This window comes from Marivirga aurantiaca (assembly GCF_016679925.1).
GTDB classification, from domain to species: Bacteria; Bacteroidota; Bacteroidia; order Cytophagales; family Cyclobacteriaceae; genus Marivirga; species Marivirga aurantiaca.
Genome location: NZ_JAEQBW010000007.1, coordinates 94,728 through 118,831, shown reverse-complemented (window position 1 = coordinate 118,831; position 24,104 = coordinate 94,728). Strand labels below are relative to the sequence as shown.

The 24,104-nt window shown below is 36.0% G+C and carries 23 protein-coding genes, 1 tRNA gene and 1 other RNA gene; 9 read left to right on the top strand and 16 right to left on the bottom strand.

Features of this window, described 5'->3' with window-relative positions; all coding sequences use genetic code 11:
• Positions 1–373 precede the first annotated feature (373 nt).
• From JKA74_RS14930 to JKA74_RS14910, 5 genes are all read left to right on the top strand, one after another.
• The gene (locus tag JKA74_RS14930) at positions 374–1,159 is read left to right on the top strand and encodes a DUF2279 domain-containing protein (RefSeq protein ID WP_201432016.1); all 786 of its coding nucleotides are present in this window, start codon (positions 374–376) and stop codon (positions 1,157–1,159) included.
• A 26-nt stretch (positions 1,160–1,185) separates the two neighbouring features.
• Positions 1,186–2,178: a Smr/MutS family protein gene (locus JKA74_RS14925; RefSeq protein WP_201432015.1), complete on the top strand. Its 993-nt coding sequence runs from the start codon at positions 1,186–1,188 to the stop codon at positions 2,176–2,178.
• Between the two features lie 152 nt (positions 2,179–2,330).
• A complete protein-coding gene (locus tag JKA74_RS14920; RefSeq protein WP_201432014.1) occupies positions 2,331–2,729 on the top strand; it encodes a hypothetical protein in 399 nt (132 codons plus the stop codon).
• A gap of 184 nt (positions 2,730–2,913) precedes the next feature.
• Positions 2,914–3,315: RNase P RNA component class A (gene rnpB, locus JKA74_RS14915), an RNA gene on the top strand.
• A 16-nt stretch (positions 3,316–3,331) separates the two neighbouring features.
• Entirely contained in the window at positions 3,332–4,486 is a 1,155-nt protein-coding gene (locus tag JKA74_RS14910; RefSeq protein WP_201432013.1) for a sigma-54-dependent transcriptional regulator, read from the top strand.
• 21 nt (positions 4,487–4,507) lie between these two features.
• Here JKA74_RS14910 and JKA74_RS20895 read toward each other — a convergent pair whose 3' ends face one another.
• Positions 4,508–4,636 carry a putative periplasmic lipoprotein gene (locus tag JKA74_RS20895; protein WP_262895941.1) on the bottom strand — a complete coding sequence of 43 codons (129 nt, stop codon included), beginning with the start codon at positions 4,634–4,636 and terminating at the stop codon, positions 4,508–4,510.
• A gap of 436 nt (positions 4,637–5,072) precedes the next feature.
• Here JKA74_RS20895 and JKA74_RS14905 point away from each other — a divergent pair, with 436 nt between their 5' ends.
• From JKA74_RS14905 to JKA74_RS14895, 3 genes are read left to right on the top strand one after another with little or no spacing between them, the layout of a single operon-like run.
• A complete protein-coding gene (locus tag JKA74_RS14905) occupies positions 5,073–5,624 on the top strand; it encodes an RNA polymerase sigma factor (protein ID WP_201432012.1) in 552 nt (183 codons plus the stop codon).
• Positions 5,611–6,159: a hypothetical protein gene (locus JKA74_RS14900; protein ID WP_201432011.1), complete on the top strand. Its 549-nt coding sequence runs from the start codon at positions 5,611–5,613 to the stop codon at positions 6,157–6,159. Before JKA74_RS14905 ends, JKA74_RS14900 begins: the two co-directional genes overlap by 14 nt.
• The gene (locus JKA74_RS14895; protein WP_201432010.1) at positions 6,143–7,201 is read left to right on the top strand and encodes a DUF4097 family beta strand repeat-containing protein; all 1,059 of its coding nucleotides are present in this window, start codon (positions 6,143–6,145) and stop codon (positions 7,199–7,201) included. Before JKA74_RS14900 ends, JKA74_RS14895 begins: the two co-directional genes overlap by 17 nt.
• Before the next feature lie 219 nt (positions 7,202–7,420).
• On the opposite strand, the gene JKA74_RS14890 is transcribed toward JKA74_RS14895, so the two are convergent.
• Positions 7,421–8,734, bottom strand: coding sequence for an amidohydrolase family protein (locus JKA74_RS14890; protein WP_201432009.1), 1,314 nt, complete (start codon positions 8,732–8,734; stop codon positions 7,421–7,423).
• 7 nt (positions 8,735–8,741) lie between these two features.
• Positions 8,742–11,771: an amidohydrolase family protein gene (locus JKA74_RS14885; RefSeq protein ID WP_201432008.1), complete on the bottom strand. Its 3,030-nt coding sequence runs from the start codon at positions 11,769–11,771 to the stop codon at positions 8,742–8,744.
• A 396-nt stretch (positions 11,772–12,167) separates the two neighbouring features.
• Between JKA74_RS14885 and JKA74_RS14880 the strand changes: the two genes are divergently transcribed.
• Positions 12,168–13,640 carry a GAF domain-containing protein gene (locus JKA74_RS14880; RefSeq protein ID WP_201432007.1) on the top strand — a complete coding sequence of 491 codons (1,473 nt, stop codon included), beginning with the start codon at positions 12,168–12,170 and terminating at the stop codon, positions 13,638–13,640.
• Between the two features lie 443 nt (positions 13,641–14,083).
• Here the strand turns inward: JKA74_RS14880 and JKA74_RS14875 are convergent, their stop codons facing one another.
• From JKA74_RS14875 to JKA74_RS14815, 13 genes are all read right to left on the bottom strand, one after another.
• Positions 14,084–14,557, bottom strand: coding sequence for an ExbD/TolR family protein (locus tag JKA74_RS14875; RefSeq protein WP_201432006.1), 474 nt, complete (start codon positions 14,555–14,557; stop codon positions 14,084–14,086).
• 3 nt (positions 14,558–14,560) lie between these two features.
• Positions 14,561–15,124: an ExbD/TolR family protein gene (locus JKA74_RS14870; protein WP_201432005.1), complete on the bottom strand. Its 564-nt coding sequence runs from the start codon at positions 15,122–15,124 to the stop codon at positions 14,561–14,563.
• Complete coding sequence (locus JKA74_RS14865; RefSeq protein WP_201432004.1) at positions 15,124–15,456, bottom strand: hypothetical protein; 333 nt, start codon at positions 15,454–15,456, stop codon at positions 15,124–15,126. Before JKA74_RS14865 ends, JKA74_RS14870 begins: the two co-directional genes overlap by 1 nt.
• Positions 15,457–15,478: 22 nt before the next feature.
• A complete protein-coding gene (locus tag JKA74_RS14860; protein WP_201432003.1) occupies positions 15,479–16,321 on the bottom strand; it encodes a MotA/TolQ/ExbB proton channel family protein in 843 nt (280 codons plus the stop codon).
• A gap of 174 nt (positions 16,322–16,495) precedes the next feature.
• Positions 16,496–16,582, bottom strand: a tRNA-Ser gene (locus tag JKA74_RS14855).
• A 362-nt stretch (positions 16,583–16,944) separates the two neighbouring features.
• Complete coding sequence (locus tag JKA74_RS14850; RefSeq protein ID WP_201432095.1) at positions 16,945–18,012, bottom strand: asparaginase; 1,068 nt, start codon at positions 18,010–18,012, stop codon at positions 16,945–16,947.
• Positions 18,013–18,014: 2 nt separating this feature from the next.
• Positions 18,015–18,770, bottom strand: coding sequence for a TatD family hydrolase (locus tag JKA74_RS14845; RefSeq protein ID WP_201432002.1), 756 nt, complete (start codon positions 18,768–18,770; stop codon positions 18,015–18,017).
• A complete protein-coding gene (locus JKA74_RS14840; RefSeq protein WP_201432001.1) occupies positions 18,767–19,876 on the bottom strand; it encodes a glycosyltransferase family 2 protein in 1,110 nt (369 codons plus the stop codon). The genes JKA74_RS14845 and JKA74_RS14840 overlap by 4 nt, the downstream gene beginning before the upstream one ends.
• Positions 19,873–20,511 carry a polysaccharide deacetylase family protein gene (locus JKA74_RS14835; protein WP_201432000.1) on the bottom strand — a complete coding sequence of 213 codons (639 nt, stop codon included), beginning with the start codon at positions 20,509–20,511 and terminating at the stop codon, positions 19,873–19,875. Before JKA74_RS14835 ends, JKA74_RS14840 begins: the two co-directional genes overlap by 4 nt.
• Complete coding sequence (locus tag JKA74_RS14830; RefSeq protein WP_201431999.1) at positions 20,504–21,730, bottom strand: PP2C family protein-serine/threonine phosphatase; 1,227 nt, start codon at positions 21,728–21,730, stop codon at positions 20,504–20,506. The genes JKA74_RS14835 and JKA74_RS14830 overlap by 8 nt, the downstream gene beginning before the upstream one ends.
• 86 nt (positions 21,731–21,816) lie before the next feature.
• Entirely contained in the window at positions 21,817–22,083 is a 267-nt protein-coding gene (locus tag JKA74_RS14825; protein ID WP_317193608.1) for a hypothetical protein, read from the bottom strand.
• Positions 22,064–23,173, bottom strand: coding sequence for a glycosyltransferase (locus JKA74_RS14820; protein ID WP_201431998.1), 1,110 nt, complete (start codon positions 23,171–23,173; stop codon positions 22,064–22,066). The genes JKA74_RS14825 and JKA74_RS14820 overlap by 20 nt, the downstream gene beginning before the upstream one ends.
• The gene (locus JKA74_RS14815; protein ID WP_201431997.1) at positions 23,170–24,099 is read right to left on the bottom strand and encodes a lysylphosphatidylglycerol synthase domain-containing protein; all 930 of its coding nucleotides are present in this window, start codon (positions 24,097–24,099) and stop codon (positions 23,170–23,172) included. The genes JKA74_RS14820 and JKA74_RS14815 overlap by 4 nt, the downstream gene beginning before the upstream one ends.
• Positions 24,100–24,104: the final 5 nt, after the last annotated feature.

Sequence of the window (24,104 nt, the reverse complement as noted above, 5' to 3'; positions counted from 1 at the left end):
GATAAAAAGAACTCTGCACCCTACAGAAATACATGAAAGTACAATGATTGCTGCTGAAGGGGAACAGACTCTATTTCGAATAAACTTCTTCTTTGTTGATAATAAAATTAGCCGAATGACACTAATTCTATTTTACAAAACTTCTTATTTATCACTGAAAATCAACAGATTACCTCTTACTCTTGTGTAATTAGCCATAAACTCCATTTAAATAAATTAATATCTACTTTATGAATTATAAAATGTTGTTGACAATAATTATCCTTAATTTTAGGATGTCATGTGCAACAGCTTAAAATCCTTCTTTACATTTTGTTTATTATTCTTCTTCGCATTTTCCACTGTAGCCCAGGACAGCCTGAACCGGCATAAATTGAAAAAGATAATCCTTGCTGAATCTGTAATTTACACAGCTGGCATGACCGGATTAGCAGTGATTTGGTATGGAAAAGACACCAACCAGTCCTTCACATTTTTTAATGACAATGCCCAATGGCTCCAAATGGATAAAGCCGGCCATATTTATACTGCCTACCATTTAAGTTTGGCTAATTCCAAACTATTGCAAAGTACAGGTATACCACAAAAAAAAGCTCTCTTCTGGAGTGGTATATCCAGTACTGCTATGATGCTTCCAATTGAAATAATGGATGGTTATTCTTCAAACTACGGTGCCTCATGGGGTGATTTTGTTGCCAACGCAATAGGTGCCTTTCTGCCATTCCAACAATTACTTTGGGCTGAAAACTATTTACATCCCAAATATTCATTCTCCCCTACCCATTATGCCAACATTCGACCCTATGTTTTAGGGTCTAATTATTACGAGCAGTGGCTGAAAGATTACAACGGACAAACCTATTGGTTATCTGCGAATTTTAATTTATTAAGTAAAGAAAATATTTTCCCCGAATGGATGGCTTTTTCCGTAGGTTATAGTGGAAGGGAAATGCTATATGGTAATCCCGAGGAAAACATTGCAAATGGATATCAAGCACAGAGACAATTATTTTTAAGCCTTGATGTCGATTTTAGTAAAATTGAAACACAGCAAAAGTGGTTACGGCATGTGTTTTACTTGGTCAACCTGATAAAAATACCCTTCCCAACCTTGGAATGGCGCGGAAACCAACTAATATTACATCCTGTTTATTTTTGAGGAAAGGACATTAAAATATAAAAATTATGAAAGTAGGAGATCGGGTTAGATTATTACGCGGAACGGAAGAAGGGAAAATCACCAGGCTTTTGGAAAGATCATTAGTTGAAGTGGAAATAGAGGATGGATTTGCAATACCTGTTCTACAGTCGGAATTGGTGGTAGTATCGGCTGATGAAAGCACTTCATTTGATATGGCCGATGAAACTGGGAGGCCGGCAAAAACAAAAAACATTAAAAAAATTAGTCCATCAGCCCCACCCAATTCACTGAATGGATTCTTTGCTGCCATTATTCCTTTAAACGATCGGCTAAGCAGTATATATTTATTAAATTTCACCAAGGACGATCTATTGGTTTTGGCTAATGAAGTCAATTCCAATAATGAAGAGAGAACCATTCTATCAGAGAAAGTATTCAACATGAACTTTGTAAAGATCACAGAAAGAAACCTTGATCATATTAACAGTTGGTTACCAATTTCATTTATGATACTTTCAGAAACTGCTAAGTGGGCAATACCTAACAGACCGGAAAAAATAGTATTGAATATTAAAGCCAAACACTTTCAAAAGGAAACACAGCTTATTCCACAAATTAACAAAAAGGGCTATTTAATCCCCCTTAACCAATCGCAAAGTAGTCATATTACACCCTTAACCATAGATGCGGAAAAACTAAAAAATAGTTTTTATGAGTCAGCTGAGGAAACAAAACATAGTACATCAAGCAAATTCAGTGATTCTGAAATTGATTTACATATTGAATCGATTGACCCCAACTATGAAAAACTGCCAAAGGATGAGATTCTAAGAATTCAATTGGCCACTTTCGAAAGCAAGCTTGACCAGGCCATTATGGCCGGATTAGATGAGGTGGTTTTTGTTCATGGCGTTGGAAATGGTATATTGAAAAACAAAATCCATAAAATACTTTCGGACAATGCCCATATTCAATTCTTTAAAGATGCTAAAAAAGAAAAGTTTGGCTATGGAGCAACATTAGTAAAGATAAAATAAAAAATAATCTTATTTTTATCCAATATATTTATTAATATTGTTTGTTATATTTCAGCGAAGTTGTATATATTGATTAAAAAAAGAATGTATTTCTCATAAAAAGTCTGATTTTTATAAATTGAGTTGTTATTAAACCAAAATACTTTTGCTCTATGAACTTTAATGAATTTATGGAAAATTACGCCAATGAAATTGGTGGTCAGTTTCAGGAGTATGATACAAACAAATCTGTAGTAATATTTCCGTTGGGAGGTAACAGGTATCAGGCTGTATTAGGAACGAAAAAAAATAGTGACATTACCAATAAGCCCAGTATTGAATTTACATCCAAAGTATGTGAATACTCTGAAAGTATTAACCTGGAGAACCTTATTCGTGCTAATGCTACATTTTGTGCCGCTCGTTTCATACTGGTGGATGATTACATTAGAGTTGAGGCTGCAACTTATTCAGAAAATGCAACAGAAAGTGTACTAAAAAGTATCATTGAAGAAGTTGCTACTGTGGCTGATGCCTGGGAGCATAAGCTTACCGGCTTGGATGTACATTAAAACCAGACTATCCATATTCACCATTACACAACAGCTTTAGACGCTATGCAATAGCTTTTGCTCTTCGTCAGGTGAGTAATATATTTTAAATACCTTTTCTGTAAACCAACAATAAAAAATCACAATCTTTAAGGCTAAGCCCGAAATTGGTCGTATTTTTGTAATTGTTTTAAAAAAAAATAGAATTGCAAGCTGTCTTATCGCCTTCCGATTATTCGGGGGGAGGAAAGTCCGGGCAACACAGAGCACCGTACCTGGGGAAACACAGGGTCTCGGTTTCGAAAGGAGCCGGGAACAGAAAGTGCCACAGAAAATTAAACTACCCTCGGTAGTTATCGGGGGAAAAGGTGAAAAGGCGAGGTAAGAGCTCACCGTCTCGTTTGGTAACAAACGGGTGCATGGTAAACCTTTCGGGTTGTAAGGCCACATACATTTTTGCTCCCGGCCTGGTCGGGATAAGGGCTGCTCGTCCGAAATGCTGTATCAGCAGGTAAAAAGGGGTAGGCTGCGTTAGATAAATGATAGGAACCTTTTTCGGTTATGCCGGAAAAGGATACAGAACCCGGCTTATAGGCTTGCAATTTTTTTAAATACATAATCTTATGGCTAGAATACTATTAATAGATGATGAAGTTAGTATCAGACAAACTCTCAAAGAGATACTGGAATATGAAAAATACGAAATTGAGGAAGCTGCCAATGGTGCAGAAGGGCTCAAAAAAATTGAAAGCCAGCATTTCGATTTAGTACTTTGCGATGTGAAAATGCCCAAAATGGATGGCCTTGAATTGCTTAATGCGGTTTATGAAAAGTCCATTGATATTCCCTTTATCATGATTTCCGCACATGGCACTATTGATACGGCTGTAGAAGCCACTAAAAAAGGAGCTTTTGATTTTATTTCCAAACCACCTGATTTGAACAGATTACTAGTATCGGTAAGGAATGCACTGGACCGGTCCAATTTAGTAGCTGAAACAAAAACCCTCAGGAAAAAAGTATCCAAAAAATATGAAATGATTGGCTCTTCCAATACACTCACAGAGGTAAGGGAAACCATTAGTAAAGTGGCCCCTACTGATGCTCGCGTTTTGATTATGGGTGAAAATGGTACCGGAAAGGAATTAGTAGCTCGTCAGATTCATGAACAAAGCGACAGGAACAAAGCACCAATGATTGAAGTAAACTGTGCTGCTATTCCATCGGAATTAATTGAAAGTGAATTGTTTGGTCATGAGAAGGGATCTTTTACCTCAGCTATTAAGCAACGTATTGGTAAATTTGAGCAAGCCAATGGGGGTACTTTATTCCTGGATGAAATTGGTGATATGCCTCTGGCAGCTCAATCAAAAGTATTGCGTGCATTACAGGAAAGCAAAATCACCCGTGTGGGAGGTGAAAAAGATATTAAAGTTGATGTACGTATTATTGCAGCTACCAATAAAAACCTGAAATTAGCCATTGAGAAAAATGAGTTCAGGGAGGATTTGTACCACAGAATAAGTGTAATCAAAATTCAGGTTCCACCATTGAAAGAAAGAAAAGAGGATATCCCGGAATTAGTAGAAAAGTTCCTTTCTGACATAGCTGATGAACAAGGTGCAAAAGTAAAAATGATTGATAAAGCTGCATTGGAACAACTGCAATCTTATTCCTGGAGTGGTAATATCAGGGAATTAAGAAATGTAGTAGAAAGGTTGGTAATTCTCAGCGATGAAAAAATCACTGCAAATGACGTTAAAAAATATGCTGAATAGTTTTATCTATACTTTATGCACTTATATTTTATTCTCTATAACTGTGTCGACTTCATTTTTTACATCATTAGATGCATAAGTAGGGCAGGTTTTCTGTGCACAAGCACCCAGGAACAAGCCTGCTAACACTATTAAGAACAATTTTTTCATGATTACACAAATTTTAATACCTATGTCTCAAATATAAGGGCAAAAATTTAAAAAATAAAATCTTATATATTTTTAATTCAATAAATTAACAATTTATTGATGCTCAGCTAATGCCGTTAAGTCAAAATAACTTCCTTTTTGGAGAAGGATAAAAAAGATGAGATAATAATTATGCTTCACTTAACCATGTTGAATGCCTCACTCCTGTCGGTTCAAAATAAAAATTAATCTTCCTTTCTTGGTTCTAATAGCATTTTCTCTTTCACTGCATCTGCTCCTTGCCACTACTTTATAACCCGCTTTATTTTGAAAACAGTTAATTTGCTAAATTATTATCCTCTATAATTTTAATAGCCAGTAATTTTATGCAATTTATTTTATTGCCAAAGCAACCTTTCCAAAATCTGGAAGTCTTTGAAGCAGATAAATATAAAAATTGGAAACAACTACTATAAATATTCATCAGGAATTGATTGAAAGCTGTAAAGCAGGCGACCACCAGGCATTTGGCAAACTCTATCAATTATATGCAAAGGCAATGTACAATGTGGCACTTCGCATTATAAAGGCAGAGGAGGAAGCTCAGGATATCCTCCAGGAAGCTTTCATAAAAGCTTATAGTAAAATCAATCAATTCGAGTATCAGGCAAATTTTGGAGCATGGCTCAAAAGAATTGTTATCAATCAAGCGCTGGATTGTATAAGAAAGAAAAAAGAAATGATCTCCAATGATATTGATGGAATTGATATAGAGGAACCGGAGGAAATAGATTGGCAGGAGATAGATTTCACGGTAGAAAAGGTAAAAAAAGCTATTATGATGCTTCCTGATGGCTTTAGGGTGGTGTGCAGTATGTATTTATTCGAAGGATTTGAACACAAAGAAATAGCTCAAATCCTCGGCATCTCAGAAAGCACATCTAAATCACAATTTCACAGGGCTAAAATCAAGTTAAAGGAAATTCTCAAACAATATGAAAACAGATAGGGATAAACTGGAAGATTTTATTGGCAAAAATAGAAATGCCTTTGAAGAAGACTTCAATCATGAAGTTTCATGGGATGCTATTGAAAGGAAAATAAAACCTAAAAAGAAGAATAGTTTCAACTGGCTTGCCGCTGCTTCTATTGTACTCTTACTGGCTGTGGGATGGCTGATAATGGATAGGTATGAGCTCAATCAAAAAGTGGATCAGCTGGAAAGGTTGACGGTAAATGGCAGAAGCTATGAAGAAATAGAAAAGTATTACACCTATACTATTGCTAATAAATCGCAATTAGTGAAAGAGAAATCTGATCAGATAGATTATCCTATTCATGAGGATCTGAATGAGTTACAGAAAAATTACGAATCATTAAAACAGCAGCTAAAGCAAGGCGTTCCGCACCAAAAAATAATAGATGCTATGATCTGGAACCTTAGAACACAAATTGAGATCCTAAATGAACAATTGGAAATATTGGAAGAAGTACAACAACACTCAAACACACAAAAAAATGAAAAAGATGAAAAACATATATAGCATTGTTATTTTAATAAGTTTCTTACTATTAAGCTTTGTTGGCAAAGCACAGGAAACTACTGTTTTACTCGATAAAAACTATCCGGTAAGCAAAAGCACCTCGTTGGATTTAAACAATCAATTTGGAAATATCACAGTATCAACCTGGAGTAAACAAGAATTTTCCATCAATGTAGAACTGGTTCTAACAGGCTTATCAGAAAAAGAAGCTCAAAAGATAAGGGAAAAAGTACAAATTGAGGAAAGTGCTAAATCAGATATAGTAGCTATAAAAACGCTATTCAAGAAAGGCAGTATCAATATGAATGGTTCAGGCAAAAAATTTGAGATTAATTACGAAGTAAAAATACCTGACAATCATTCCTTAAAAATCAAAAATAGTTTTGGGAATTTTGCCATACAAGATTATAACGGTCCCATTGACCTTCATGTGGAATATGGTAACCTATCCATGGGTAAAATCAGGGAAATCATGTTAAAACTGGCTTTTGGTAATGGAGATGTACAATCTATTGAAGGAGGTAATGTGATAATTGAATATGCTGATCGGTTCAATCTGCAAAATGCCGGGGATATAGAATTGAAAAGTTCTTTTTCTAAAGTTGACATAAATACAGCAAAAAACATTGCTTTAGATGGGAAATACGGTGATCTAAAAATAGGGAGGATCGATGTTCTTAGGGGAAAAAGTGAATTTTCAGGAGTACAAATAAAGCAGCTAAATAAAACTTTAGATTTAAAAGCTTCTTATGTAAGTGGTAACCTGGAAGTTGATAATATCTCTAAAGATTTTGAAGAGATCATTTTGAAGACAGAATTCTCAGGAGTAACTCTTAATTTTGAATCAGGAATCATGGTACAAGTACATGTTACAACCAGCTTTGGTGATTTCATCTATCCTGAAAGCAAGTCCACATTCAATACCAGAATTGAAAAGGATTTTGAAAAAGAATTTAAAGGTACAGTAGGTGAAGGAAGTTCAAGTAAAGGCCGTGTGGCGATTCATACTACTTATGGTAATGCTAAAATCAAGATAAACTAAAGTAGCCAAAGAACATTTTCTAAATAAGATGTTGAAAATGTTTTTCAAATAATAAAAAGAGGCTGAACAAAAATGTTCAGCCTCTTTTTATTGTCTTTCACTAGGTTGCTCTTGTGGTAAATGTTTTATATGTTCAAAACGAAATAATAAGCAGATTTTTGATTTTAAAAAAAAGACCGCCTCTGCTTACACTTGAAACAGTCTTTTTGAATCAATTTCTTACTTCTGATTTTCGTATTTATCCTTGAATTTTTGGTATAACCTCTGTTGATGTGCTTCCAGGGTAACTCTTCTCCCTTCAATAAAAACATAAGCCAATTTATTGGATTTCATATCCAGTAAATCTCCCTCAGAGACTACTATTGAAGCAATTTTCCCCACTTCCAATGATCCGATTTTGTCAGAAACACCCATAATTTCCGCAGGATTCAATGTCACCATCTTTAAAGCTTCTTCCTTGCCCAATCCATAAGCTGCAGCCGTTCCGGCACCAAAAGGTAAATTTCGCACCTTCATTACTTCATCCCACTGTCCTATTGCCACCTTTAGGCCGGCTTCTTTCAGAAGGAATGGTAGTTTATACGGTAAGTCAACCTCATCAGCAGTTCTATCGGGTAAACGATGAGTGTCTTCCAAAATAACCGCAATATCATTATCCTTTAAGAAGTCTTTTACATAAAAGGCCTGCCCCGCTCCTACTACAACAATTTTGCTAACTCCCATTCTTTGGGCAAATTTTACTGACTCAACTATCTCCTTCGCTCTGTCAGTATGGATATACAGACTTTTCGATCCGTCAAAAAGCCCTTTCATAGCTTCCATTTTAAGATTAGTTACTTCAGGTTGTGAGATATTATTGTAAGAAGCAGCATCTTTAAAAAACTTTTCAACTTCTGTATATTGCTCATCATACTTTTTATTCTCCCGCCATTCAGTTTCCCCAGTCCACCATCTCGGAGAAAGTAGTTTTGTAGGCCAGTTAAGATGGATACCCTCGTCAGCTTTCAATACCCCATCCTCCCAGTTCCAGGCATCCAGATCCATTACAGAAGAACTACCAGATATCCTTCCACTTCTAGGGGTAGTCTGAGCATACAAAATACCATTAAAACGAGTGGTCGGAATAATTTCTGAATCTGTATTGTAGGCAATCAAAGCACGAACATTGGGATTGAAATCTCCCGTCTCTGCCTGGTCCCTTGTAGAACGTACTGCAGCGATTTCCTCCAGACCAACAATAGTATTTGAAGCTATCAAGCCTGGATATGCGTGCATTCCCTCAGCATTGATTACTTCATATTGAGAAAGATCAAGACGAATGACTGTCGCATCGGCCACATTAGTTAATTTACCATCTGCAAAAGTGATTACAGAATTCTGAATCACTTCACCTGTACCTAAATGAGCTACAGCATTCATGATAGCTATAGGTTTTTCCTGCTTTGTTCCGGGAGCAGGCACCTGAGCAATACTCACATGACTGATACCCACAAAGAAAGAAACACCAATAATATATTTAAATAATTTTAACATAATCAGCTTATTTTAAAGATGAATAATTTTCGATTTCAGTTTCGCAGTGGTAGATAATTTGAGACTTAGGTTTTGCTTCCTGTGTCTTCTTTCCATTTTTCTTTTCCCCTTGCATTTTGGCTATTAGTCGTGCCCTTTCAGCCTGAATATCTTTCATTCCCTGTGCCTCCTGCTCTATATCATAGAAAATAGCTCCTTCAATAATGGTTTTCTCTGCCTTGGCATAAATCGATAATGGATGATCGCTCCATAATACCACATCAGCATCTTTTCCTTTTTTGATACTTCCCAGACGTTCATCCAAATGTAATAATCTGGCAGGATTAAGGGTTACCATTTTCAATGCTTCTTCCTCTTCAACTCCTCCATACTTGATTGTTTTCCCGGCTTCCTGGTTCAATCTTCTTCCCATCTCCGCATCATCTGAGTTAATGGCTGTCACCACACCTTCTCCGTGCATTAAAGCTGCATTATAAGGTATGGCATCATTCACTTCAAATTTGTAAGCCCACCAATCAGCAAAAGTGGATCCACCTATTCCCTGTTCTTTCATCTTGTCAGCCAACTTATAGCCTTCCAATATGTGGGTAAAAGTATTGATTCTGAAATCAAATTTTTCAGCAACATGCATCAACATATTTATTTCGGACTGCACATAAGAGTGGCAAGAAATAAATCGTTCCTCATTTAAGATTTCAACAAGTGTTTCCAATTCAATATTTCTGCGTGGAGCAACTGCATTTGCTTTTTCTTTTTTAGATAAAGAATTGTAAGTGTTCCACTCCTTTTCGTATTCCCTGGCACGAGTAAAAGCATCTATAAAAACCTGCTCCACTCCCATTCGCGTTTGTGGGAATCTCACTGTGTTTTGTTCTCCCCAATTAGATTGTTTTACATTTTCGCCTAAAGCAAATTTAATGTATTTATCAGCCCAACTAACCTTCATTTCTTCCGGGCTATAACCCCATTTCAATTTAATGATAGCCGATCTGCCTCCAATTGGATTAGCAGAACCATGTAATAAATGAGAAGTAGTAACTCCACCTGATAATTGTCTATAAATATTGACATCCTCAGAATCAACCACGTCTTCAATGTTCACTTCTGACGTAACAGCCTCTGAACCTTCATTCACTCCGCGACTGATAGCAATATGTGAATGTTCGTCAATAATGCCAGCAGTTAAATGCTTTCCTGTTCCATCAATTTCTTTAGCTCCCGAAGCAGATAAATTTTTTCCAATTTGTGAAATCTTCCCATTCTGAAGCAATACATCAGTATTTTCTAAAACACCATCCGCTTCATTGGTCCAAACTGTTGCATTTTTAATTAAAATGGTTTCTGAAGTAGGTTTTGTGGCTTTTCCATGAGCTACAAAAGGATATAATAAGGAACCTGCTTCATCAGCATTCTTTTCCTCGTTCTCCTCCTTTTTTTCCTTTTCTCCCTCTTTGGCTTCAACATCTCCTGTTCTTGAGGCTGTCCATTTAACCCAATTGCCATCAGGTAACTCTGCATTTCCTGACATTCCTTTCTCTGTCAACCACCCTGATAATCTGATTTTACCAGTAGCTTCTTTTGCAGTATCTAGTTTAAAAGACATGCTGATAAGCTCTTTAGCTACATTAGATTTTACATCAATTTTGGTGGAATCATTAAGTACAACCTTAAATTCAGGCTTGTCCGGCTCGCCACTTACCTGCAAGTCATAATTCTTTCCTGCCAGAGTTAGCTGGTAATTACCTGAAAGGTCCTTTTTAATCAGGTCAACATAGCTATGCTGATGGCCTTGTACCCAATTCTCATAAATTTTAGTTTTCTTTCTGAAAGGGCTACCATCAGTAATAATGAAATTAGCTATCATTCCATTTTTAAGACTCCCAATACTTTTCTCCATACTAATCAATTTGGCAGGTGTATAGGTAAGTGCCTTTAATGCCAATTCCTCAGACAAACCAGCTTCAATAGCTTTTTCCATCATTTCTGCCAATTTAGCCGCATCTTTAAGCCCATCGGAAGTAACTGTAAAATCAATCCCAGCGTCAGCTAATCTTTTTAAATTGTAAGGAGCCAATTCCCAATGCTTCATATCTTCAAGATTTACATTAAGTGCATCCAGCGGATCTTCCACATCATAGGCATCCGGAAAATTAACCGGAACAATTAATTTGGCATTGGTTTTCTTTATTTCATTAAGCCGTTGATATTCATCTCCTGCCCCTTTAATAATGTATTGTATACCCATTTCATCTCCTAATCGGTCAGCACGTAATAAATACAACTTATCTACTCCTGCATCAAAAAACTGGGGCAAGCCTTTATTATCGTTGAATGCTTGCAGAGATAAATCAACCATTTCATCCTGATTGGTATACCAATCAGCATCAAAATAAGTTTGCTTGATTAATGCAATGGCTCCCATTAATGAACTGGGATTATCTTGAGTTGAACTTCCTTTATCAAAAGAAAAATGCGAAGAAACCCGCTCTTTTAATATTACTTTATTCTCAGCATCTTCCCTCAAGGCCACAAAAACACCTGTACCCCTTACCAATCCATCTTTACTATGGGAAAGTGCAGCTCCAAAGCCGGCCTTTCTCAATTTTTCAGCATCAGATTTACTAATTGAATATTCATCTACAGCATTGAAATACGCCTTTATTGCATCATTTGCATTAAAAGCACCTGATGTTTTAGGGTCTAACTGAGGAGCTCTTGCCCTCTCTGATTTCTGTTTTGGTAAGCCAATATCGCTTGACAATTCGATAAAGGATGGATAAATATGTTTACCCGACAAATCATGTACAATAGCACCTTGAGGAACTGCTATGTCAGTCCCCAATGCAATTACTTTATTATCCTTTATTACTAAAATTGCATTTTCCATTGTGGTTTGATAGTCCACATGTAAAGTAGCATTGGTAAAAGCATGTAAGTTGGTTCTATCATCTTTCACACCGTTCACCTGAAAAGTTTCTTGTGCATTAGATGAAAACACCACAAAGCATAAACATGCAATGAATATTTGTTTGATCATAATGTATTTGTTTAGTTTATTAAAAATGAAAATACAGCTTTTCTCTACATTATCTAAAACAATAGGAGTACAATTATTTTATTGGCGAAAAATAGAGTTGGATGGGTTAAGCAATAGGTACATATTTACATAAGTACATTTTGGTTCATTCATTGAAAAAATTTCAAGTCTCTCAAAAATGCAATTTGAGCTTAAAAGTTACCAGGAGGGAATAGGCTATATTTTTGATACATTTTTCTTTTTCATAAATTAACATTAATTTCAGTTGAAATAAACCAGGGATTACTGTAGGCTATGAGAAACTTTTTTCAAAAACACCTAATATCAATCGGCATCTATACTGTATCCGGACTTATTCTCCTAAGTGTGATACTTTCTTTTTATAACCGAAAAGTCATGAGCCATGCACTGGAAGTGAAAGAACAATCCAATATGGTTTCTGTAGTAATGGAAGAAACCATGTTAAATATGAGGCAGATGGATATAAGTGCCAGAGGTTATGCCCTCATACGCAATGACAATTTTCTATTTTGGAGCATTGAGGATGCCAGAAAGGCCAATAGAGAAAATTTTCACAAATTAGACAGTTTGTTTGCTATTCAGGGCTATAGTGATCCTGAAAATTACCCTAAATTAAAGGCAGGCTTCCATAAATATGCCGACATGTACGAGAAAATGGTGACACATTTAAAAAATGACGATATGGATGCGTACCTGGCGATCCTCTCAAATGATTTTGGAAGGACTTTCTGGCCCATTAATGATGCTTTTAGTAAGAGACTTAATGCATTTGAAGATGAATTGGTGAACGAGGCTGAAGAACGTTATGAAAGTGCCATTTCAAGAAATACAATCGTGCAGTTATTATTATTACTGATAGGGATCCCTACATTGATTCTGGTTTTAATGAAGCTAAGAAAGGAACATAAAGACCGAATAGCATTATTGATCAACCTCAGGGAAAATAATAAAAGATATCTATTTAATGATGGGGATACTCAATTCAGAGGAGCCGAGAAAATATTAAATAGCTCAATAGAAAACCTAAAAAAGGCGGCTAACTATGTTACTAAAGTGTCCTCCGGAGACTATCAGGTAAAATGGGAAGGTCTGGATGAAGAAAATTCTGATTTAAATAAAGATAATTTAGCTGGTCAGCTGATCAGTATGAAAGAGAAAATGGAAAAGGTAGACCTGGAAAACAAGAAGAGGATTTGGTCTACTGAAGGATTGTCCAAATTAACAGAAGTGATAAGGAACAGCGAGCAGGATATTAAAGAGTTAACTTATGAGGTAACTAAATATTTAACCAAATATATTGATGCCCAACAAGGAAGCCTTTTTGTCTTAGCAGAAAATGAGGATTCAGATGACGATCACCTTATTCTTTCAGCTGTTTATGCATTTGATCGTAAAAAATTCATTAATAAGAGAGTAGATATTGGACAAGGTTTGGTTGGGCAAATCTATTTGGAAAAGGAAACTCTTGTACTCACCGAAATCCCTCAGAAGTATACTTATATTACTTCCGGACTTGGAGATGCCACTCCTGAATGCCTGGTAATAGTCCCTATGAAATACAATGAAAAAGTACAGGCAATAATTGAATTAGCCTCTTTCAAAAAACTGGAAGAACATGAAGTCAGTTTCTTAGAAAAAGCTGGTGAATATATTGCCTCGGCAATTGCCACAGCCCAAAACAATCAAATAACTAAGCTACTGTTGGAGAAGATGCAATCACAGGCCGAAGAAATGAGGGCGCAGGAAGAAGAACTAAGGCAAAACATGGAGGAATTAGAAGCTACTCAGGAAGAGATGAGAAGAAAGGAGCAATTGAGGACACAGCAAGCCACTTCAGAAGCAGAATAAGTCGCTCTAAGAAAGGAGAAGGTTTTAAAACAATAATCCAAGCCAACAGCATTTCTATTAAGGTTTTACCCCGATGGAGCAAATCCATCTGATTACTAGTATACAGGAACAGGAACTTACCTTTTGGTAGCTCTGGTTGATTATTATATATTAGAAGATTGAAATCCTTGATCTAAATTAAAGGAATATAATTTCAAATTATCCACTTCAACTCCAGAGGAGTTTCTTCTTAATAGTACTGATTTTTGTATTAGAATAGCTCCAGAGGAGCGACATGGTATATTATTATCCGTTCCACAATTGCAAAGATTTCCAGTTTGAATTCACAGTAGGACTGAGATTAATGTCTCTTTTTACCCAAAATTTCCCAGACCTCGAAATTTAGTCAAAAAAAAACCTGCATAAAATTATGCAGGTTTTTAAATATATTTTTGTTTATTTAACTATAAACCAGCTTGTTGTTCTGTTAATACTCGTGTATTATACATCAGCTTACGTGCATTAGCTTCTCTCAATTGCTGTTGAACATCAGAAATTACACCCATTTTGGCTTCACTATCAACTTTCAGTGCAATTGTGATCTTATCCCTTTCCTGTTCTGCCAATTTATCCTTTTCATTGGCTACCCAAAGAAGAACATCTTTAGGCTCAATAAACACGTCATTCGCCTGGATCTTGGCCTCTTCACCATAAACCTCTGCTTTCTTAGGTTTACCAATATACAAGTAGGAAACTAAAGATTTACGCTCTATTTTTCTCAATTGTTCCGCCTTAGGAATATTTTGCTCTACCAATATATCAGTTTCACGCAAAACAGTTGTTACCATGAAAAAGAACAAAAGCATAAAAATAATATCCGGTAATGCAGCAGTAGGTATATCCTGGCTGGCACTTGTTTTCTTTTTAAACTTAGACATATCTTATCCTCCTATATTAGTTGGTTCTGCAATTGAAATCGCCATTGGGATTCCTTCTCTACCCTCATCATACAAAGCCTGATCCTTAGGATTGCTTAAATCCAAAGTACGAAACTCCTCAGCTGTAAGACCTACCCTTTCACCATATATTTGATAATAAGCACCTTGTAATTGATCTAACACATTAATGTATATCTCATAACTGGTACCTCTATCTGTTTTGTAAGAAACGATAGCTTTATCAGGTGATTCAGACAATTCAGGATCGTTAGTAGGATTTAAAATATGTTCGATTAACATATCTTTAATCTCAGTATAGTCATCCATTCGCTCTCCTTCCACTAATAAGGCATCTGCTGAATTAATAGACACTTTAAAAAGGTTTCTCTCCTTTATTATAAGATCTATTTCTTCTGCGTCATCCGGTTTAGGAGGTAAAGTGATGGTTAATCCTTTGTCTGATGCAATGGTAGTAGTTACAAGAAAGAAAATAAGTAGCAAGAAGGCAATATCTGCCATTGAACCTGCATTTACTTCTGATGATGCTCTTGATTTACTTCTGGCCATTAGTTTGCGATTTTTCTTATTTCAGAATAAATAATTGACAACACTGCAATACCCATTAATAAATAGGTAGTGATTAAAACGCCTCCAATTACTTTTGAAGATGTAGGTGTAATATCAAACTTAGTATATACTGCGGTTACTTCATCTCCTGAAACACCCCATGACACTAAATAGATAACACCTATGATTGCTATTCCTAAAACTGACTTAAGCAAGCTTTTAGGATTTCCTAATGCATTTACCAATGGTAATACTATAGCACCGAGTGCTGCTAGAAATACCAGTAAGTAAGCTACATATAAAAATATATTAACAAATGCAAATGATTCCATTTAATAAATTTATAAGTTAAAATTATTTACTTAAGTTATGCTTTACTAAAATGTCAACTAAAGCAATTGAAGCATCCTCCATTTGATTTACCAAAGAATCTACCTTAGAAACGCAATAATTGTAAAATAATTGTAAGATAACTGCAACTATCAAACCACCCACTGTAGTTAACAAGGCAACTTTAATACCACCGGCTACCAAAGATGGTGAAATGTCACCCGCTGCTTCAATAGCATCGAAAGCTCCAATCATACCAATTACAGTACCCATGAAACCTAACATAGGTGCCAATGAAATAAATAGAGATATCCAAACCAAACCTCTTTCCAAACGGCCCATTTCAACTGATCCGTAAGCAATAACTGATTTTTCAACCATTTCTACACCCTCAGACATTCTCATAAGTCCTTGTGTAAAAATAGAAGCAACAGGTCCCCTTGTATTTCGGGTAACTTCTTTTGCAGCCTCAACTCCACCTTGATTAAGAGCCTCTTCTACATTGGCCAATAACTTATTGGTATTAGTAGTAGCTAAATTTAAAGTAATAATTCTTTCAATAGCAATTGCCAAACCTAAGATTAAACAAATTAACACTACTGACATAAACTCCCATCCACCTTCGATAAATTTCTCTTTAACTACCTGATGAAATGTTTGTTCTTCTTCTACAACTTCTTCCTCTTCCTCTGCCGCAATAGCCGTAGGAAGTGTATCTGGTTCAGATACTACAGTGTCAGCAGATTCTTCAGCTTGTGCTGTGTCTGATTCCTGTGTAGTTGTTTCTTCTTCTTGAGCAACTGCGTTGCCTGTAAAACCGAATGACATAGCTCCGGCCAGCATCATTAAGACAAATAGCTTTTTCATAGTTAAGTTGTTTGTAATTTTCTTTTTTTAGTTTGTTTTTAAATATTTAAACAATTCAGAATTCAATTTTACACAATTATCAACAAACAGAAAATATTTTCCTCAATTCTTTAAGCTAAAGAAAGATATATTGTCCCTATTAATTGCAATGTGTCTTTAATGTTAACAAAAAAGCGGAGAAGGAGGGATTCGAACCCTCGGTGCCCGCAAAGGCACACTCGCTTTCCAAGCGAGCCCGATCGGCCACTCTGGCACCTCTCCTAACTATTCAGCACATCAAAGAAATTTTCATTCGAATTCTTTTCAACAAAGCACAAATAAATCAATTATTTCCTGCCAATGCAAGCTTAAAATGTCAAACGGTCAATAATAATTGTTATCCGCACCAATGTTGCTACAATTAATTAAAATTATCATATTAAAGATTAAAATACTTATACCTTTTATATTCCAACTTCCCTATTGCATTCCTTTTTAAATAGTTTGTATTGAAATCTTCGGAACAAATTATCTTAATATTCCTAAATCCTTAATGATAGATATAATATGACATAAATTTTATTACTATCTATTTTGTACGAAATAAGTATTTATTTGGAGGTAAAATTAGCAATTTAAAAGGATTACTCCATCTCACCCCTTAATGGTTTAATCAAATTCAATCGTTGTTGTTCCAAATTCTCTGCATGGCTGAGAACATACATCATTTTGGTAATAGCCGCCTCTGTAGTGATATCACTTCCACTAATCACTCCAATTTCTTCCAAAGCAGAACTGGTTTGGTATTTACCCTGAATAACCTTTCCTCCCATACATTGTGAAACGTTCATGATTAGGATATTCCTGTCTATAGCCTGCTTTAGTTCATCAATAAACCATGGATTGGTTGGTGCATTTCCTGATCCGTAGGTTTCCATTACTATTCCTTTCAAGCCAGGGATAGATAATACACCTTTAGCAAATGATTGTGTAATACCCGGAAAAATTTTGAGTATGGCCACTTCCTGATGAATATCTTTCCGGACTTTTAGTTGTGCTTCCGGCTGATAGGCTCTCAAAGCGGAAAAATTGTATTCAATTATTACGCCAGCCTCAGCCAAAACAGGATAGTTTTCACTTTGGAATGCATCAAACTGTACACTCTCTACTTTTTTGGAGCGGTTCCCGCGAAGCAGTAAATTATCAAAATAAATACAGACTTCAGAAACTACTGGTCGGTGATTCAATCTTTGAGAGGCAATTTCTATCGCTGTTATTAAATTTTCCCTGGCATCTGACCTGGCTGCTCCAATAGGTAATTGTGCACCTGTAAAAATAACTGGTTTATTCAAACCTTCCAGCATAAAGCTAATAGCTGAAGCACTGAAGGCCATAGTATCGGTACCATGAATGACTATAAAGCCATCATAATCTTCATAGTACATTTCAATGAGCCCTGCAATATCGCTCCAGTGTTTTGGATTTACGTTGGAAGAATCAATTAATTCTTTAAAGGAAGCAACTGTGATTTTCAGGTTAAAATTTTTGAGAGAAGGCACTTCTTTCAAAATATGTTTGAAATCAAATGGCACTAATGCCTGTTGCTCATTATAAACCATTCCTAAAGTACCACCGGTGTAAATAATCAGAACAGATTGCTCAGGTGCTTTTGGAGTAGCGGTGTCAATATGAGTTAAAACGTATGGGTTCATCATCAGGAGAATAATTGAGTGGCGTTTTTACTGGTAATTTGTACTAATTCCTGCAATGGTATTTCTTTCAAATCAGCAATTTTTTGTGCAATAATACTCAGGTAAGCAGGTTCATTCCTTTTACCTCTGTTAGGGGCAGGAGCCAGATAGGGCGCATCTGTTTCCAGGACTATCCGGTTGACATCAATATCAGGAACATACTCGGCCAATCCTCCATTTTTAAATGTAACCACTCCCCCTACTCCAATATAAAATCCTAAATCAATTACTTCCTTTGCTTGTTCCGCAGTTCCTGAAAAGCAATGAAAAACTCCCTTCAGGTTCTCGTCATTCATAGATTTTACAATTTCAAAAGTTTCCTGAAAAGAATCACGACAATGTAATATGATGGGAAGCTTGTATTTTTTTGCCCAATCAATCTGGATTTTCAAAGCCTCTTTCTGTTGTAGTTTAAAAGTTTTATCCCAATAAAAGTCAAGGCCTATTTCACCAATAGCAGCAAACTTTCTTTTATTCAACCAATTTTCTACCTGATAGAGCTCTTTCTCAAAATCTTTTTTTACATAACAGGGATGCAAACCCATGGTAGCAACGGTTTGAGGGAATTTCTGTTCCACTTCTAGCATAGCATCTATAGATTCGCTATCAATATTAGGCATGTATAATTCCTTAACCCCTTCTTGCTGGGCTCTTTCAAGCATCTCTGCTCTATCTTTGTCAAATTCTTCTGCATACAAATGCGCATGTGTTTCAATCATCCTTTTGTGTATTTTCTACCTTTCCATTTTACCGGCAAAGGTAACAGATAATATATCATGAGTGCAACGGAGAGAAAGCCACTATAAAATTCAAATATAAATAAATGACCTAAAGGTAAATATTGATTTAACCGATCCAGTATTTTATCAATAAATAAACTTTGAAGTGTGATTTTCAGACCAAAAAGAGGAATGGCCACCAAAGGATTTACAAAAATCATGATTAACATGGCAGGAAAGTATAATGCCTGAATAAGCAGTAAAGTTTTCATAAAAGCTGGCAGCTCCATAGCTCCCCTCATCCATCTTTTTCTTTGTTCCAATAAATTCCAGAATCCTTTAATGGCTTGGGTATAAACCAGACTTTCTTCATTAGCTAATTGCTGGAAAGAGTACCCTTTTCTCACTATGGCTTGAAACAAGGCAAAATCTTCAGTAGTAGAAAACGGGATAGCCCTGTAACCACCTACTTTTTGATAAGCTTCCTTACTGACCATCATATTATTGCCAACAGCGGTAACAGGAATTTTCCAGCCAGTGACAATCTTCACCATACCCAGTGCAAGGCCCCAATCAACCATTTGCATACTTGAAAAAAAACTATCTACTTTTACCAGTGTAAAGCCACTTTGAATTCCTAAGCCAGGTTTCCAACAGGCAAGGTTTTTCATAATCCAGGTAGGAGCTACTTCTGCATCAGCATCTGTCATCATCAGGAATTCCCCCTTAGCTTTATCTGCCAATTGAGCCAATACATTGGCCTTTGCGTCCAGGTTATCCTTTTTCATATCTATAGGGATATAAAAAAAATTGTTGGTTTCTTTATCCCAGGCTTTCATAATTTTGGAACTACCATCATCAGATTCATCATCCCCCATCAATACCTCGTACTTGTCTTTAGGGTAGTCCAATGCCTCCAGGGAATTCAAAGTATAATTTACGAAATGCACTTCATTCCGGACAGCCAGTAAGATAGAAATAAAAGGTAACTCACCAGTATATGGCTCAGCATTAATGGGTTTGGCTCTCCATGCTTGCCAAAGAATTAAGTCAACTACAATTACACTTAATATAATAAATAGGAGAACATAAAACAAAACGCTCATAATGCTAGAAATTTAAATCCACGTTCACTAAAATATTTGATATACTGAGGCAAAACAAAAAGCACATTTTCCTGTGCCTTTATATTGTCATGAAAAACTATGATACTGCCCTCTCCGGAATATTGAATTGACTTTCTCATAATGTTTTCAGGAGAAATCTTCTGATTATAATCCCTGGACAATACATCCCACATAATAATGCGGTATCCTAATTTAGTAATAGTATTGGATAAAGTGGGCGTAATTTGACCATAGGGTGGGCGGAAAAGTTTTTTCGAAGGTTGATGATATTTGTTAATATAAGATTCACATGCATCAATATCATTTAAATAGTCCCGTTTGGCAGATTTCCAGGCTTTCAGGTGATGTTGGGTGTGATTGCCTACAGCATGTCCAGAGGCTAAAATCTCCTTAAAAACATCAGGGTGCTTTCTGATATTATCCCCTACACAAAAAAAAGTGGCCTTGGCTTCATTTTCAGCAAGGATATCAAGAATTTTATGAGTAAGGCCCGGAATAGGTCCATCATCGAAAGTTAGATATATTTGTCTGGTAGTGGTTTCTATTCTCCATTCAACACCTGGAAGTATTTCTCTTATAATAGCAGGAGTTTTATAGAAAATCTTATCAAACATTAAAATCGCAAACTAACAGGGTAATGTCATCAGAAAAAGCTCTGTCGCCAACAAAATCATCTAATTTTTTCAGCAACTCTGAGATCAAAAGCGTGGGAGTTGCTGTTTTGTTTTTCTGCAGAAAGGCTTCAACCTTTTCCGCTCCAAATTCCTCTTCCTGGTCATTAAAAGCTTCTGTAAGCCCATCTGTGTACAGGAACATGGTCTGCTCTCCTTTCAAATCTAAATGGCCAATTTCCAGAAAAGGTAATTCCTCAAAAGCACCCAATACAAGCGTACCTTTGTCTAACTCCTTGATTCCATCAGCATTCATTAAAAAGGGGGGATTATGGCCTGCATTCACATAGGTAATATGACTTTCATGTGCATCAATCAAAGCCATAAAAAAAGTGATGAAATTTTCGCCATCAGCACTTTGGAATACCTGATAGTTCAAATCCTTTATGATTTCCTCGAGATCAGAGGTTTTACGCAATAACGTCCTCAATGATGCCTGAAAATTTGACATAAGGAGGGCGGCAGGAACCCCTTTTCCCGAAACATCTGCTATGCAGACAATTTTTCTGTGTTCGTCTATCTCCAACCAATCATAGTAATCTCCTCCCACTGTATTGTGGGGTGAATAATGAGCGGCAATTTTAAAGTTCTCCTGATCAGGCAAGGTTTTAGGAAATAGCAATTGTTGCACTTTTTTAGCAATTTCCATCTCCTTTGCATATACCTCTTGCTCAATTTTTGCACGAGCCATTTTCTTATTCTCAATGGCTACCATGATGATATTGGTAAGTGCCTGTATAAAATTAAGATGATTTTCAATCAACTTTTTTTCACTGCTATCAGCCACCCCGCCTAAAAACACCACCGCCAATAAATTATTTTTATGAAAAACGGGAATGCCTACCTCAAATTCATCGAATGGACTATCTGCCAAATCATTTTGAAACAATATTTTTTTGTGTTCAATCAGTGCTTCAGAAGGTATTTCACAATTAAAGCTTTTTTTGGCACCAAACTCCACCTTGCATTGCCATTCATTTTCTTCCTTCACAAGCAAAAGAAGCTTTGCCAGACGCAAATTAGCCCTTAAAGTAAAATTGTAAATCTTGTACAGGGATTCTTCAGACAAGTTATCATTAATGGCCTGGGTGATTTCGAGCAAAGAATTTAACTCTAATTCCTTGAGCTCATACTGATTGGATATTTGATAAGTTGTGTCCATGTTCAAGTGTGAATATAATAGATACAAATGGATTAATATAAAGAAAGTATTGATTTTCTTTATATTATTCTTCCCAGGCTCCTATATCAGAATCCATTATGTTCCAAAAGACCCTTTTTGGTGGCTAAGTAATACATTTCTTCCCACTTAACTTGCTGAGGTGTAGAAATATTGCTTGAATACTCTTCATCCTGGGCTATTAATACTTTAATAAAGCCTTTACAGTATAATGAAAACAAGCTTTCGATTAGTTTATCATCGCCCCATTGCAATGCTTCCTTTATCTCTTTGTATGACTGAACAAAATATAATTCATCCAGTAAATCAAATTCATTATCGTTCATGTTTTCCATAACTTCTACCTTTCCATTGGTAACCCGCAAAGTTAGCAAGCAGACCAAATAATACGACATAAAAGCTATAAAAAACCTGGAGAAAACAGAACGAAAGACTGCTAAATTTTTGGTGCTGGGATTTTAAAATTGAATAAATAAAAGCAAACTCTCCTATAGATTTGATGAAAAGCAATAGGAAAGCCATCGCATAATGGATTTGGTTAATAAATGTGAACAGCCCGATTAAATAAAGAAAGTGAAAAAACCACACCATAAGGGCTGGCAGCTTGTTTTTTCTTTCTGCAACAGCCTTCCACTTTGAGGCCCAGCGAATGCGCTGATGGAAAAATGTTGATACATTTGATGGGGCTTTGGTAGTCACCACAGAAGATTTTTGAAATTTAATTCCACCTGGATAATGTTGTGACATTTTTTGCAATAAAAAAACATCATCTCCTGTAGGAATGTGTAAGTTATTGTTAAAAGCATCCAAAGAAAGAAAAGTGTTTCTTTTAAACGCCAGGTTAGCACCATTTGCCATAGTTGGTTTGCCCAACCATATACTCACTCCACCCACTCCTATTAATGGGGCAAATTCCATTTGAAAAATGCGCTCCTGAAAATTATTGGCTTCAAAAACCACACTGCCACTCACTAAATGGATAGCAGGCGAATTAAAAGCGGATTGCATTTCACTGACCCAATCACTATTTACCTGGCAATCAGCATCAGTAGTGAGAATTACATCAGCGTGAGAACAATTCACTCCTTCCATAATTGCCTCCTTTTTGCCTCCTTTTTCATCTGCTAGCTTGAGTAGTTTGTAGGGATAAGGAAAGTCCGATAATATTTGCTCCAAAAGCCCAAAAGAACCATCATCCGAATGATCATCCACAAAAATAAAATCTATTAATTCTTTAGGATAAATTAACTGGCGGAAAGATTGAATTAGTCTCTTTAAATGAAGCTCCTCATTTCTGAAAGGCACAAGAACCGTCACTTTCAATGGTACTCCCTTGGATATTGGAGTAGCTATTTTCCTCCAGGCAAAAGCCATGTAAAATAATAGGCAGGAATAAGCAGAAATTAAAAGCAGGAAGAAAATCATGAGGGGTCAATTCGGAATCTTTGAATAAAAAACAAACCAATTAAAGCAGGCACAGCAATATTGATCAACCACAAAATTAAACCTGCCAATATAATGGGAGCCGAAGCAACACCAAAAGCTTCAAAATATAAAACTGCACTAAACTCCCTTACACCCAAATCATTAAAAACATTAAAAGTAGGTAGAACTGATTTTGCTAAAAACATAAATGAAATGCCCATAAACTGATCCGCTAATGACAAGGGAAACGAAAAGATAGATAAAAGCAACAAGAACTGAATAGAAAACACTATATACCGTACAATGGATAAACCAAAAAGCTGAACAACAATCCCTAACTTTAACTCTCTGATCAAATCAAAATAATATATCAGGTGTTTTTTCTTTTTACCATAGTTAAAAAAAAGAAATATCAGGAGTAGAAGTAATAAAAATCCACCTACAATTATCAAGATGGGGGTATATCCAGTAGGGAAGTACAACATAGATCCGGACTTATCCAGAAAAATTTTAACTGAAAAAATTCCAAAAATCAAGGTAGGCAACATCTGGGACATTCGTGCGACCAATATCGGCCCCAATGCTTTTTTCCTGTCCTCATGCTGTATTGACCATACTTTAGCGAAATAATCACCCACAGCCCTGGGTGTAACAAAACCCAGAGCCACACCGGATAAAACTCCCGCAATTGCCTGCTTGAAGGTAATCTTCACAAGAGGACTAATACACAATTTCCATTTAAATACTTCCATTGCCCAGTTGAGTGGCATCAAAAGTAAAACCACCAATATAATGGGGAGATTATTATGATAACCTTGTAAAGCTTCGCTAAAAGATGTCTTGTCAGAAGCGATTCTGTAAAACAAAAAAGCGAAGATCGCTAACGAAATAATTATTTTAAGTAAGAATAATAAAGGCTTTCTCAAATATC

Excerpts from the sequence above, each read along its gene's own strand:
- JKA74_RS14835 (WP_201432000.1), bottom strand. The coding sequence starts at position 20,511 with ATGTTTGATAAGATTTTCTATAAAACTCCTGCTATTATAAGAGAAATA.
- JKA74_RS14850 (WP_201432095.1), bottom strand. The coding sequence starts at position 18,012 with ATGAACCCATACGTTTTAACTCATATTGACACCGCTACTCCAAAAGCA.
- JKA74_RS14885 (WP_201432008.1), bottom strand. The coding sequence starts at position 11,771 with ATGATCAAACAAATATTCATTGCATGTTTATGCTTTGTGGTGTTTTCA.
- JKA74_RS14895 (WP_201432010.1), top strand. The coding sequence starts at position 6,143 with ATGAAAAACATATATAGCATTGTTATTTTAATAAGTTTCTTACTATTA.
- JKA74_RS14910 (WP_201432013.1), top strand. The coding sequence starts at position 3,332 with ATGGCTAGAATACTATTAATAGATGATGAAGTTAGTATCAGACAAACT.
- JKA74_RS14875 (WP_201432006.1), bottom strand. The coding sequence starts at position 14,557 with ATGTCTAAGTTTAAAAAGAAAACAAGTGCCAGCCAGGATATACCTACT.
- JKA74_RS14870 (WP_201432005.1), bottom strand. The coding sequence starts at position 15,124 with ATGGCCAGAAGTAAATCAAGAGCATCATCAGAAGTAAATGCAGGTTCA.
- JKA74_RS14860 (WP_201432003.1), bottom strand. The coding sequence starts at position 16,321 with ATGAAAAAGCTATTTGTCTTAATGATGCTGGCCGGAGCTATGTCATTC.
- JKA74_RS14890 (WP_201432009.1), bottom strand. The coding sequence starts at position 8,734 with ATGTTAAAATTATTTAAATATATTATTGGTGTTTCTTTCTTTGTGGGT.
- JKA74_RS14900 (WP_201432011.1), top strand. The coding sequence starts at position 5,611 with ATGAAAACAGATAGGGATAAACTGGAAGATTTTATTGGCAAAAATAGA.
- JKA74_RS20895 (WP_262895941.1), bottom strand. The coding sequence starts at position 4,636 with ATGAAAAAATTGTTCTTAATAGTGTTAGCAGGCTTGTTCCTGGGTGCT.
- JKA74_RS14920 (WP_201432014.1), top strand. The coding sequence starts at position 2,331 with ATGAACTTTAATGAATTTATGGAAAATTACGCCAATGAAATTGGTGGT.
- JKA74_RS14865 (WP_201432004.1), bottom strand. The coding sequence starts at position 15,456 with ATGGAATCATTTGCATTTGTTAATATATTTTTATATGTAGCTTACTTA.
- JKA74_RS14925 (WP_201432015.1), top strand. The coding sequence starts at position 1,186 with ATGAAAGTAGGAGATCGGGTTAGATTATTACGCGGAACGGAAGAAGGG.
- JKA74_RS14825 (WP_317193608.1), bottom strand. The coding sequence starts at position 22,083 with ATGGAAAACATGAACGATAATGAATTTGATTTACTGGATGAATTATAT.
- JKA74_RS14840 (WP_201432001.1), bottom strand. The coding sequence starts at position 19,876 with ATGAGCGTTTTGTTTTATGTTCTCCTATTTATTATATTAAGTGTAATT.
- JKA74_RS14880 (WP_201432007.1), top strand. The coding sequence starts at position 12,168 with ATGAGCCATGCACTGGAAGTGAAAGAACAATCCAATATGGTTTCTGTA.
- JKA74_RS14830 (WP_201431999.1), bottom strand. The coding sequence starts at position 21,730 with ATGGACACAACTTATCAAATATCCAATCAGTATGAGCTCAAGGAATTA.
- JKA74_RS14845 (WP_201432002.1), bottom strand. The coding sequence starts at position 18,770 with ATGATTGAAACACATGCGCATTTGTATGCAGAAGAATTTGACAAAGAT.
- JKA74_RS14820 (WP_201431998.1), bottom strand. The coding sequence starts at position 23,173 with ATGATTTTCTTCCTGCTTTTAATTTCTGCTTATTCCTGCCTATTATTT.